General features: G+C 65.5%; 11 protein-coding genes. 8 read left to right on the forward strand and 3 right to left on the reverse strand.

The window, feature by feature from the left end; all coding sequences use genetic code 11:
* Positions 1–178 precede the first annotated feature (178 nt).
* The 4 genes from G6N30_RS13460 (at position 179) to G6N30_RS13475 (ending at position 4481) form a co-directional block, all read left to right on the forward strand.
* Complete coding sequence (locus G6N30_RS13460; protein ID WP_134053544.1) at positions 179–2419, forward strand: glycoside hydrolase family 3 C-terminal domain-containing protein; 2241 nt, start codon at positions 179–181, stop codon at positions 2417–2419.
* 103 nt (positions 2420–2522) lie between these two features.
* Entirely contained in the window at positions 2523–3551 is a 1029-nt protein-coding gene (locus G6N30_RS13465) for an alpha/beta fold hydrolase (RefSeq protein WP_134053546.1), read from the forward strand.
* Between the two features lie 100 nt (positions 3552–3651).
* Positions 3652–4128 carry an SRPBCC family protein gene (locus G6N30_RS13470; RefSeq protein WP_134053548.1) on the forward strand — a complete coding sequence of 159 codons (477 nt, stop codon included), beginning with the start codon at positions 3652–3654 and terminating at the stop codon, positions 4126–4128.
* Complete coding sequence (locus G6N30_RS13475; protein ID WP_134053550.1) at positions 4125–4481, forward strand: ArsR/SmtB family transcription factor; 357 nt, start codon at positions 4125–4127, stop codon at positions 4479–4481. Before G6N30_RS13470 ends, G6N30_RS13475 begins: the two co-directional genes overlap by 4 nt.
* Positions 4482–4504: 23 nt before the next feature.
* Here the strand turns inward: G6N30_RS13475 and G6N30_RS13480 are convergent, their stop codons facing one another.
* Positions 4505–5149, reverse strand: a complete 645-nt coding sequence (locus G6N30_RS13480) for an NADPH-dependent F420 reductase (protein ID WP_134053552.1) — start codon at positions 5147–5149, stop codon at positions 4505–4507.
* Positions 5150–5393: 244 nt separating this feature from the next.
* Between G6N30_RS13480 and G6N30_RS13485 the strand changes: the two genes are divergently transcribed.
* Entirely contained in the window at positions 5394–5927 is a 534-nt protein-coding gene (locus G6N30_RS13485) for an HD domain-containing protein (protein ID WP_234880122.1), read from the forward strand.
* Positions 5928–5980: 53 nt separating this feature from the next.
* On the opposite strand, the gene G6N30_RS13490 is transcribed toward G6N30_RS13485, so the two are convergent.
* Positions 5981–7411: an amidase gene (locus G6N30_RS13490; RefSeq protein WP_134053556.1), complete on the reverse strand. Its 1431-nt coding sequence runs from the start codon at positions 7409–7411 to the stop codon at positions 5981–5983.
* Between the two features lie 233 nt (positions 7412–7644).
* Between G6N30_RS13490 and G6N30_RS13495 the strand changes: the two genes are divergently transcribed.
* From G6N30_RS13495 to G6N30_RS13505, 3 genes are all read left to right on the forward strand, one after another.
* Entirely contained in the window at positions 7645–8604 is a 960-nt protein-coding gene (locus tag G6N30_RS13495; protein ID WP_234880123.1) for a LacI family DNA-binding transcriptional regulator, read from the forward strand.
* A 141-nt stretch (positions 8605–8745) separates the two neighbouring features.
* Positions 8746–10188, forward strand: coding sequence for an APC family permease (locus G6N30_RS13500; RefSeq protein WP_134053560.1), 1443 nt, complete (start codon positions 8746–8748; stop codon positions 10186–10188).
* Between the two features lie 41 nt (positions 10189–10229).
* Entirely contained in the window at positions 10230–11543 is a 1314-nt protein-coding gene (locus G6N30_RS13505) for an NtaA/DmoA family FMN-dependent monooxygenase (RefSeq protein ID WP_134053562.1), read from the forward strand.
* A 20-nt stretch (positions 11544–11563) separates the two neighbouring features.
* Here G6N30_RS13505 and G6N30_RS13510 read toward each other — a convergent pair whose 3' ends face one another.
* Positions 11564–12454: an SPFH domain-containing protein gene (locus tag G6N30_RS13510; protein WP_134053564.1), complete on the reverse strand. Its 891-nt coding sequence runs from the start codon at positions 12452–12454 to the stop codon at positions 11564–11566.
* Positions 12455–12527 lie beyond the last annotated feature (73 nt).

Consider the following 12527-nt stretch of genomic DNA (forward strand, 5'->3'; position numbering starts at 1 on the left):
CCCTGATTGTTCGTTCGGCTAACCAGAATAGGCGAGTCGCTTCACCCAGCAGTCGACGCCGAGACGACCTACCGGATCCGGCCTCTCCTGGCACGTCGAGGGTCGTGAAACTGGCACCCCAAGAACTGCAGCCGTACCGTTTGGCATGGAGACAACTGACGCTCGCGGACATGGCGATATGCCCGACGACCCTGTCGACGTGACGAGTGTGACTCTTGAGGCGAAGGCAGCGCTCGGAAGCGGTCAGTCTTTCTGGCGCACGAAGGCCGTGGGCGGGCTGCCCGCCGTGGTGCTCACCGACGGCCCCCACGGTGTGCGCGCTCAGGCCGACGCAGCGGACAATTTCGGTGTCGCCGGTAGCGCTCCGGCGACGTGCTTTCCACCGGCCGCCGGCCTTGCGCAGAGTTGGGATCGCGGGCTCGTCGAGCGTGTGGGCGCCGCACTCGCCGACGAGGCTCGATCCCTCGGTGTGAATGTCCTGCTCGGCCCCGGCGTGAACATCAAGCGTGACCCGCGCTGCGGACGCAATTTCGAGTACTTGTCGGAAGATCCGATTCTCAGCGGCATGCTGGGCGCGTCGTGGGTGAACGGACTGCAAGGCGGTGGGGTCGGCGCGTCCGTCAAGCATTTGGCGGCCAACAACGCCGAGAGCGACAGGATGCGATCAGACTCTCGCGTCGAGCCGCGCGCGCTGCGGGAGATCTACCTGAAGAGTTTCGAGCGTGTGGTCACCGAATCTCAACCGTGGACGGTGATGTGCTCGTACAACAAGATCAACGGCGTCTACGCGTCGGAGAACCGATGGCTGCTGACCGATGTGTTACGGCACCAATGGGGCTTCACCGGTGCCGTGGTCAGTGATTGGGGGGCAGTCAACGACCGTGTCGCGGCAATGGCTGCCGGCCTTGATCTCGCGATGCCCGGCGGCGACCCGTCGCTCGACGACGAGGTGATCGCCGCTGTCGCGGCTGGAGATCTCGACGAGGCGACAGTGGACGAAACCGCGGGCCGCGTCATAGGTCTCCTGCGGCGCGCCGCCGACAACTCAGGCCCCGTCGAGGCCGTGGACCTCGACGCCCATCATGCTCTTGCCCGCGAGGCGGCCAGCCGTAGCGTCGCGCTGCTCAAGAATGCCGGTGGCGTCCTGCCGCTGGCGCCGGACCGCAGGCTGGCGGTCATCGGTCGCTTCGCCACCGAACCGCACTATCAGGGCGGTGGAAGTTCCCGTGTCAACGCCGCCCGCGTCGACATCCCCCTCGACGAAATCCGTAGTCGCACTGCGGCGGACGTCACTTGCACCGCCGGGTTCGGCGCGGAGGGGGACCCGGCGCACGCCCGCGCCGACGCGGTGGCGGCGGCTCGCGCGGCCGACGTCGCCGTCGTGTTCTTGGGATTGTCCGATCTCGACGAGTCCGAGGGCTACGACCGTGACGACATCGATCTGCCGGAGGAGCAGTTGCACCTGCTGGCCGCCGTAGCGGAGGTCCAACCGCACACTGTCGCCGTTCTGTCCCACGGCGGCGTGGTGCGCCTGGACGACGTGGATCGGCGTGCAGCAGCTGTCCTCGACGGGGGCCTGCTCGGGCAGGGCGGCGGCGCGGCGGTGGCCGACGTGCTGTTCGGAGTCGTCAATCCGTCGGGGCGCCTCGCCGAAACGGTGCCCGTACGTCTGGAAGATGTTCCGTCCTTCCTGAACTTCCCGGGTGAACACTCCCATGTCCTCTACGGCGAAGGAATCCATGTGGGGTATCGGTGGTACGACGCCCGCGCGTTCGAGGTGACGTATCCCTTCGGACATGGGCTGTCCTACACGACATTCGGGTACGGCAGTGTCGAGGCCCGGACCGAAGACGGCGCCATCCGCGTGGCGCTACCGGTGAGCAATACCGGTCCCCGCGATGGCCGTGAAGTGGTGCAGGTGTACGTATCCAAGGCCGCGTCCGACGTGCAGCGACCACCGCAGGAATTGAAGGGATTCCAGGTCGTCGATCTGCCCCGCGGATCCACCTCGATGGTGGTCATTCGTATTGCCCTGGAGGATTTGGCGTACTGGGACGACCGCGTCGACGACTGGGTCCTCGAGGGCGGTGACTACACCATTCGGGTCGGCAGTTCGAGCCGGGATATCCGCTGTACGACGGACGTTCGGCTCGAGGGCGACGGACCGCGCATCGCGTTGTCCGAGAATTCGACGATTGCCGAGGTGCTGGCGCACCCCGTCGCCGGACCGCTGTTCACCGCGATGGCGCGACAGGCCATGCCCGCGATGCCCGACGCGTTGAGCAGCGATGGCGAGCTGGTCAAGATGGTCGGATCAATCCCCCTCCATCGCATCCGGCGCTTCGCCGGCGGCATCGGTCAGACCGCGATCGATCGGCTTCTGCAACAGGCGAATCAGCCACTGGACGGGCAGCAGTAAAACGCGGAATCTCGCTGGGTCTCCTGCGTCGTGGGTTCCAGTTGGTTATGCTCCGACTGGTCAGAGCATTTCGGTGCCAGACTCAACCAAGAGGTGCCGTTCGATGGATGAGTTTCCGCAGGACTACAAGCTCTTCGACCTCGGCGACGTGACGCTGCAGCATGGTGCCACGCTGCGCGGCGCGAAGCTCGCGTACAAGACGTACGGTGAGTTGAACGCCGACAAGACGAACGCGGTCGTGTTCCCGACGTGGTATTCCGGCCGCCATTGGGACAACGAGTGGTTGATCGGCGACGGAATGGCCCTGGACCCTGCGAAGTACTTCGTCATCGTCCCGAACATGCTGGGCAACGGCCTGTCGACCTCGCCGTCGAACACACCACCCCCGTACGATGCCGCGCGCTTCCCGCATGTCACCTTCTACGATCAGGTCGAACAGCAACACAAGCTCGTCGAGTCGTTCGGGATCGAGACACTTGCGCTGGTGACCGGCTGGTCGATGGGTGCCGGGCAGACCTACCAGTGGGCCGTCAGCTATCCGGATATGGTGCAGCGCGCCATGCCATTCTGCGGTTCCTCAAAGACCAGCGAGCACAACATCGTGTTCCTCGAAGGCGTGAAGGCCGCACTGACGGCGGACGCAGCGTTCAAGGAGGGTTGGTACACCGACAAGCCCGTCAAGGGACTGCGTGCGGCCGCCCGGGTCTATGCCGGGTGGGGTTTCTCGCAGGCGTTCTATTGGCAGCAGGAGTACAAGAAGATGGGGTATTCCTCGCTCGAGGACTTCCTCGTCGGCTTCTGGGAGGGCTTCTTCCTCGACCGCCGAGACGCCAACAATCTGTTGGCCATGCTGTGGACCTGGCAGAACGGCAACGTCGGGGCAACGCCCGGCCGAGGGTTCGACGGCGACCAGGTCGCGGCGTTGAAGACCATCAAAGCCAAGATGATCGTGCTGCCGGCCGAGAAGGATCTCTACTTTCCGCCCGAGGACGAGGAGTTCGCGGTCAGCCACATCCCGAACGCCGAGTTACGGGTCATCCCAGGCATATACGGTCACTTCGCGGGCGGCGACGCGAACCCCGAGGACAACAAGTTCATCGACGACGTCCTCAAGGAACTGTTGGCCGACTGAGTCGGCGGACCACTTCCTGCCCCTTTCACACATCGGGCAACTGAACCGTTGCGTATCGAGAGGGTGGTGTGGTTGACTACAGGCAACTAGGAGGTTGCTCATGTCATCGACCGACCGCATTGAGAAGTTCACCGTCCTCAACGCCCCGCTGGAGCGGGTGTGGAATGCCATCAGCGACTCGGAGAGCTTCGGCACCTGGTTCGGAATGCGCGTCGACGGACCGTTCGTGGAGGGAAGCACTGTTTCGGGTGTGATCGCCGTGACCGAGGTCGACGACGAGGTCGCCGAACGGCAGCGCCCCTACGCCGGCGAGCCGGTCACCCTCGACATCGTCGCCGTCGAGCCGCAGCGCCGGTTCGCCTTCCGATGGAACCCGTTGCCCGGATCGGATCTGACGACTCTGGTGGAGTTCACGCTCACCGACACCGCGGACGGCGTGCAGTTCCGCGTCGTCGAGTCGGGCTTCGAGGCGCTGCCCGCCGAGCACCGGCGCTCCATCTTCGACGGCAACAGCGAGGGCTGGGCGTTGCAGATGAGGCTCATCGCCGCGTTCCTGGCACAGCCCGTCCAGCGATGACGGCAGGCGTGTCGCAGGCGCGGGCGGCAAAGGTCTTCGACGCGCTCGGCGAGCCGCACCGGCTGCGCATCGTCACCGGGCTGTGTCGGACGGGTCCGAGGTCCACTTTGCAGGTGGCGCAGTCACTTACGATGAGCCGCCAGGCCACGACCAAGCACCTCGAACTCCTGCAGGCGGCCGGCGTCGTCAGCAGCGCCAAGTCCGGTCGCGAGCGCATCTGGACCGTCGAACCGCAACCGCTGAGCGCGGCCGGCGACTACCTCGCCGCGCTGTCCGCCCGTTGGGACGGCGCGCTGGCGCGGCTACAGGCGTTCGTCGACGACGGTGAACCGCCCAACGGTGACCACCGGTAGTGCCGCGATCAGGTGCGTCACGTTCAGGGGTGGGCAAGATCCTTCTCGGGTGGCGTGGCGCCGCTGATCTGCTGCGAGATGAAACTGTGCGTGGTCAGTGGGCCCCCGAACTGCTGCAACAACCCGCCCTGGTCATTGCGTCCCAGATCGATCGGCTCGAAGCCGAACTGGTCGATCAGTTGGGCGATCTGATCGTTGGCGTCAGGGTGGTTGCCCGACAAGAACAGAACCCGCCTTCCGCCGTGCCCGTCGCTGGGGTCGCGGGCCAAGACCTTGGCCCAGGTGTGGCCGAAAGCTTTGACGACCCGCGCACCGTTGGCCCAGCCCGCCACGACATCCGAGGACGCCCGGCCACCCAGGTCGGCGGCTGAGAAGTCCGTGTAGTCGATGGCGTTCGTAGCGTCGACGATGATGCGCTGGTTCCAGTCGGGTACCTGCTCAACCAGCCCTTGCACGGCTTCGAACGGCACGGCCAGGATGACCACATCGGCCAGCAGGGCGTCAGACACCTCGGCAGCGCTGATCCGCGGCCCCAGCGTGTCGGCCAGAGGTTTGACGGCGTGAGCGCCGCGTGAGGCGGCTACGGCCACATCGATCCCACTGCGGGCGAACTGGGCTGCCACCGCCGAACCGATATTGCCCGAGCCGATGATCGAATACGTCGTCATGATCGTCTCTTCTCTCGTTGCAGCGATCACCCGGTTGCGGTCGCATCGGGCACGCCTACATAAGCGTCCGAACGGGCCGGCTATTCCGTGCTCGACGCCGGCGCTGCAGGCACCCCCACCACCGCCACCTCATTGGTCGTCTCGCTTCAGACGCGCGGCCGGAACAAGTGACCGCTACGTTTGTCCGGGAACCAGTTGAAAGGAGTCGGTCATGAGTACGCCGACACGCGCCACCTTCCGCACGATGGCCGAAGGCACCGCCGGAGACTACGCGCTGATCGGTCGCGCCGAAGAGGCGAACAATGCCGGCCTGGTACCCCGCGTCCTGTCACTGGTGGAAGTCCTCGCTGACGGCGAGCAGGCTTATCCGATCAGTCGGCTGGACCACTCACTGCAGTCGGCGACCCGGGCCTTCGACGACGGACGGTCCGTCGACTACGTGGTTGCGGCGCTTCTGCATGACATCGGTGACACGTACGCGCCTCATGCCCACGGCGCGTTCGCCTCAGCAGTCCTCGCGCCCTACGTGTCGGAACGTCTGGCTTGGATTGTGAAGGTGCACCCCGAATTCCAGAAGTATTACTACGCCCCGCACATGGGTGGCATCCGAGACGCTCGGGAAGAATACCGCGGACACCAATGGTTCGACGACTGCGTGGAGTTCTGCGAGAAGTACGACCAGAACTGTTTCGACTCGCAGTTCGAGCATCGTCCGCTCGAGTTCTTCCGCCCGATGGTCGAGCAGGTCTTCGCCCGCGAGCCGTGGGCCGCGCACTGATCCCGCGCCCTGCCAGCCGATGGCAGTCAGTTCTCCAGTCCTGCGCCTGAACATCAGTCCTTGGGCCGGTCGTGTCGCCCGAAGATCACGGGGCGATGCACCGACCATGGACGAACGTTCTCCAATTCGAAGGCAAGCGCGAGCAGGAGATCCTCGCGGCCGTGAGCGGCCATGAAGTGGGTTCCGATGGGGAGGGCGTCAGCGTTCCAGTACAGCGGCACGGACATGGCGGGCGAACCGACGGCGTTGGCGTACCAGGTGAATGGCGAGTACTCAGCGTCACGATCCAGCAGTTCCAGAGGATCCGTTGGATCTGCTGTGAAGAAGCCGAGCGGAGGTGGCGGCGCTGCCAGCGTCGGAGTCAGGAACACATCGAACTCGGCCCAGAACGCCGAAATCTGGTGTTCGGCTCGTTCGAGAGTCGCAATGGCACCGCGTATGGCGGCAGGTGAGAAACTGCGACCATGCGCGACAACAGCGTCGGTGTAGGGTTCGAGGTCGCCGGGACGCGGGGGGTATCCGAGGACAGCGATCCAATGGTCAAGCCACGCTGCGGCTCCCGCGGTGTAGAGGATCAAGAAGGCGCGCTCGAGCTCCGCGAAGTCGCCCGGCAGCTTGGTCTCGGCGACGGTGTGACCCAGGCGCGCGCAGAGTTGGACCGCGTCGTCAACCGCTTCTTCGCAATCACTGTCAACCGGGGTCCCGAGTGGCGGTGTTGTGGCGTAACCAATTCGGAGTGCCGGCTTTGGTGAGGAGCTCAGGGTGAAACGGTCGCCGCCGCCCGCTGAACCGACGGCGCGGGCGTGGAGGACTGCGGCACTATCACGCACTGTTCGTGTCAAGACGTGCTCAGACCAGATCCCGGACGCAGGGCTACCAGACAACAGCTCAGGGATCAGCGCGCGGTGCCTGCTCGGTTTGAGTCCGAAAAGCCCGCAGGCCGATGCGGGAATTCGGATAGAACCGGCCGCATCGTTGCCGTGGGCGATGGGGACGACACCGGCCGCCACCGCTGCCGCCGCGCCGCCGCTCGATCCTCCTGTGGTGCGGGTGGGGTCCCACGGATTGCGGCAAGGCCCGTGCGCCGCAGAGTCGGCGGTTGACAGTAGCGCGAATTCACACGTCGCCGAGGTACCAATGGGGATCAGGCCGGCCGCGCGGTATTGGCGGACGATCTGGCTGTCGACGGTGGCGACGAAGTCACGCAGGTATCGCGAGCCTGAGGTGTGCCGTATGCCGGCCTGCAACGCCAGGTGGTCCTTGATCAAGCAAGGTACACCGGCCAGCGGCGCATCGACGTCGACCGTAGCGGCGTGGGCGCGCGCCGTCTCCACCATGCTCGTCACCTGGAACCCGAGAAGCGCGTTCAGAGATTCCGCCCGGGCGATGGCGCTCTCGACCACCTCTTCGGCCGAAATCATCCCAGCCCGGATGGACTCGGCGATGGCTATCCCGTCGCTGGCTGCCAACTCGTCTTCGTTCATACCTGCGTCCCCGCTCTATTCATGAACCATGTTCACAGGCAGTCTGTTTCGCTACGGCTGCGGACTCGCAGCACTACTGTGTGCGGGAGGGCATACTCGCCGTGATGCGTTCACACCCGTCGGCCGTGACGATAACGTTCTCCGCGTGGTTCCGCTGAGGATGTGTGACCGAAGGCCTAGATTGAGCGCACATGGCAGCTGAACGCGGCAGAGGCAGGGTTACCTTGCGTGACGTGGCACTCGCCGCGAACGTTTCCACCACGACTGTGTCGGATTCGTTGAACGGCAGCGGCTCGCTGCCCGTGACGACCCGACAGCGGGTGCGCAAGATCGCTGCCGAGTTGGGATACCGTCCCAGCGTCGCCGCGCGGTCTCTGCGCAACGGACGGACCGGAACCCTGGTGATCACGATGTTGCCGAGCGAGGTTGACGCCGAATCGCTCTGGCATGTCGACTATTTCATGCGGGTGATGGCCGGAGCCGCGATCGAGGCGAACCAACGCGGCTTTCTCCTCGCGGTTGCGCCGGCACACATGCAGCTGGATGCCGCGCACGACGGGCTCATCGCCGTCGACCCCTCCAAAGAGGATGACCTGGTCGAGTCCGCGCGCCTCCGCGGTACCCCGGCGAGCACGGTGGGACGCACCGACTCCACCGCGGCGAGTTGGGTCGACAACGACTGGGCCGGCGTCGTCGCCGACGTCCTCGATCATCTCGAACGGGGTGGTTCGCGTCGGCCGATGCTGATCACCCCGGACTCCCCTGCGTCGTACATCCATTCCGTCGAGCACGAGTTCACGTCCTGGTGCGCCCGGCGAGGTTTCGCCGACCGCAGATCCCGAATCCCGGGCGCCTTCAATCCGGCGGCGGCTCGCGCCGCCGTGCGGGACATCCTCGACGATCCCGACCCCCCGGACGCGCTCTTCGTCGGCCTGGATCAGCTCGCGCTGGCCGCGGAACTGGCCGCGATGGACGTGGGGCTGCGCGTCCCGCAGGACCTCATGCTGGTGAACATCGGTGACGGTGCCGCGGTCGCGCTTGCGCCCGTGCCGATCTCGGTGGTCGAACTGCATGCTGAGGAGATGGGCCGGACCGCGGTGCGCATGCTGGTCGACCAGATCGAACAGAACGCCGAACCCGGCCGCGAGGTGGTGTCCGCGCATCTCGTCGTCCGCGCCAGTTCTCAGCGGTAGGGCGCCGGAGCACGTCACCAAGCCGTAGCGCGCGGTAACAGGAACGTTACTGTTGCAGCCGCCCAGCGACACATGACGCCCCTAACTTTCAGCACAGAAACGTTCCTGCGCCCCCGCGGGAGCCTTGCTGAAGGAGCGCCCGTGGACGACATCGCGACTGGTACGACTGCGGTTCCGCCCACCGCCGCCGCACCGATGCGACGCGAATTCTCCATGTGGTCGGCAGCCATGCTCGGCTTCGTCTTCGTCTCGCCGATCGTGGCCATGTACATGGTGTTCGGGCTCGGTCTGGCCGCGGCCGGGCCCGGTTTCTGGTGGGCCCTGGTGGTTGTGCTGATCGGCCAGGTGCTCATCGGCGTGACGTTCGGTGTGCTGGCGTCGCGGTGGCCGATGGCAGGCGGGGTGTACCAGTGGTCGCGACGCTTGCTCGGCCCGGCCTACGGGTGGTTCGCCGGATGGGCCTACATGTGGACGCTGATGATCACCCTGACCGCGGTGTCCTACGGTGGTGCGTTGTTCGCAGCCGCCGCATTCGATCTCGACGCGGACAACCAGACGCTGATGACGCTCGTCGGGATGGTCATCCTCGCCGGCGCGGTGCTTGTCAACGTGCTGGGCCGTGCGGCGGTCCGCATCGTCGGCTTCCTGTGCCTGATCGCCGAGGTGGTCGGCTCGGTGGGTATCGCGTTGTGGCTGTTGTTTTTTCACAAGGTCAACAGTGTCGCGACGCTCGGCAGCGCGATCACCTGGCCGTCGGACACCGCCTTCATGGCAACACCGTTCGTGTTGGCGGTCATGTTCGCAGGATGGTCCTTCCTCGGCTTCGAGAGCGCCAGCACCCTCGCCGAGGAGGTCGGTGAACCCAAACGCGACATCCCCAGGGCGATCGTCGGATCACTGGTCGGCGTCGGACTCGTCGTGCTGTTCACGTGCTTCGCCTTCCTGATGGCCATGCCTGAGAGCGCCGCTGCCGAAGCCGATCCCGTCGCGGCCACGCTCACCGCGTACCTCCCGGCTCCTGCCTTCAAGGCCGTCATGATCCTGTTCGTCATCGCCTACTTCGCTACCGTGGTCGCGATCAGTTCAGCGGTGTCGCGCATCGTGTGGTCTTACGGTCGCAACGGAGAACTGCCGATGAGCCACCAGCTCGGCAGACTGCACCGGCGCATCAACACTCCGACTGTCGCGACCGTGGTCACCGGCACGATCGGCATCGTGCTGTACCTGCCGTTCCAAAGCGAACAGATCTACACGCTGCTGGTCACTTTCGTCACCGCGGGCTTCTTCCTGTCGTTCGGATTCCCCATCGTCGGGCTCGCGATCAGCAAGGTCCGGGGCACGTGGGACCGCTCCGAATCGACGTTCCTCGGCCGCGCCGGGCACATCGCGGGGTGGCTCGCGCTGGTATGGGTGATCGTCGAGACCGTCAACGTGCTGTGGCCTCGCACCGGTGACCCGCTGGTCGATTGGGCGCCGTTCGTCGTCACCGCAGCTCTGTTCGTCATCGGCCTCGCCATCCGGGCAAGTCTGGGGCTCAGAGCCGTTCAGGACGCCACGAGTACGGAACTCCAGCCGCAGATCTGACCGTCGAAAAGTACAACTATCGAGAAAGTAGTGATTCTCCGGTGAAAGACAAGAAGTTCCATCTCGGTTGGTTCATGAACTTTACCTCGGACATGTGGACGGGGCCGTTCGAACAGACCGGCGGTACGCCGTGGGACGGGCAGTTCTACGTCGAGATGGCCAAGAACCTCGAACGCGCAGGCTTCGACTTCATCATGATGGAGGACAAGCTCGCCGTGTCCGAAGCTTTCGGCGGCACCAAAGAGGCGGTCCTCAAGCACGCGTTCGGCATGGTACCCAAGCACGACCCGGCGCCTTTGGCGACGTTGATGAGCGCCGCCACAAGGCATCTCGGTGTGGTGGCCACGCTGTCGACGCTGGGATATCCGCCATTCCTGCTGGCGCGGCTGTGCTCGACCATCGACCACATTTCGAACGGCCGGTTCGGCTGGAACATCGTGACCAGCGCCGAGAACGCCGCCGCGCAGAACTTCGGCCTCGACGAGTTGCCACCGCGGGAAGACCGCTACGCGATGGCCGACGAGTACATGGATCTCGTTTACCAGCTGTGGGATTCGTGGGAGCCGGACGCGGTCGTCGTCGACCGCGAACGCGGTGTGCACACCGACTTCACGAAGGTCCACGAGATCAACTTCCACGGCAAGTACTACAAGTGCCGCGGCCCGCTCAACACCGCGCCGTCCCCGCAGGGCCGGCCGACGTTCCTGCAGGCCGGCGGGTCGCCGCGGGGACGGGACTTCGCGGCAAAGCACGCCGATGCGATCATCACCCTCGCCGAAGGCGTCGACGGGATGCGGGCGTATCGCGAGGACATCCGTGGCCGGGCGGCCGCCCAGGGTCGCAATCCCGACGAGGTCAAGGTCATGTACCTCGTGATCCCGACGCTGGGCGAGACCACCGAGGAGGCGATGGCGCGGCGCGAGCGAATGGTCACCTCGCAGGCATTCGCCGAACAGTCACTGTCGCTGCTCTCGTCGATCACCGATATCGACTTCGCCCAGTTCGACCTCGACTCGCCGCTGCCGCATCTCACCACCAACGGCGAGCAGGGCTCGCTGGATAAGTTCCAGCAATCCGGGTCGGGCAAGACCCTGCGGGAACTCGTCTACGAGTCCGCCGAGTTCTCGTCGTCCTATCCGCTGATCGGTACGCCGTCGGCCGTGGCCGATGAGATGGAATGGCTGATGGACGAGGTCGGCGGCGACGGTTTCCTCATCACACTGCACAACCAAGGCGTGAGCCGCAGACACGTCATCGAGGTCACCGACGGCCTGGTGCCCGAACTGCAGCGGCGCGGCGTCGTGCGCACGGAGTACACGCAGACGACTCTGCGTGACACGCTTCGGGAGTTCTGAAGCTGCCGAGGTTTGCGGCCTCAGGTCGCCAGTTCGGCCTCGCGTTGAGACTGCGTCAGTGCAGACGACATGCCGGAGAGCGACGCCGTCAGCGCAGCCGGAATGTCGGTGTCCGGGCGCGACGCGTCACCGCCGGCCGAGCTCTCGCCCTGCGCCTGCGGCGTCGACCGTTCCAGGAAGCGAAGCAGTTCGACGGGGAAGGGCAGCACCAGGGTCGAGTTCTTCTCCGCCGCCACCTCCACGACGGTCTGCAGAAGCCGCAGTTGCAGTGCCGCGGGTTGCTCGGACATCACCCCGGCCGCGGCGGCCAGCTTCTGGGAGGCCTGCAGTTCGCCGTCTGCGGTGATGACCCTGGCCCGTCGCTCCCGCTCGGCCTCGGCCTGGCGGGCGATCGACCGCTTCATGGAGTCGGGCAGGATCACGTCCTTGATTTCGACGCGGTCGATGTGGATTCCCCAGCCCAGCGCCGGGCTGTCGATCATCAACTCCAGGCCCTGGTTGAGGTGCTCCCGATTGGACAACAGGTCATCGAGGTTGCTCTTGCCGATGATCGACCGTAGCGACGTCTGCGCGACCTGCCCGATGGCCGATTTGTAGTCCTGCACGTCGACGGCCGCCCGCACAGGATCGGCCACCTTGAAGTAGATGACCGCATCCACCCGTACGGTCACGTTGTCGCGCGTGATGCCGTCCTGGGCGGGTACCGGCATCGTGATGATCTGCATGTTCACCTTCTGCAGTCGATCAGCGACTGGGACAAGCAGCGTGAGCCCGGGCTCGCGCACCCGGGATTGCACCTGCCCGAACCGGTACACCACGCCGCGTTCGAACTGTTGGATCACGCGCAGGCTGGACCCGAGACAGAGCAGTGTCAGCGCCACGACGCCGGCCACCGCGTAGAGGGTGGTCATGATGCCTCCCTGGTTGGTCGCTCATCGGGCGGAAGCCGACGGAATACGCGGCACGTCGCTGTCAGCGTGTCGA

The sequence above is a fragment of the Mycolicibacterium litorale genome (assembly GCF_010731695.1).
GTDB lineage: Bacteria > Actinomycetota > Actinomycetes > Mycobacteriales > Mycobacteriaceae > Mycobacterium > Mycobacterium litorale.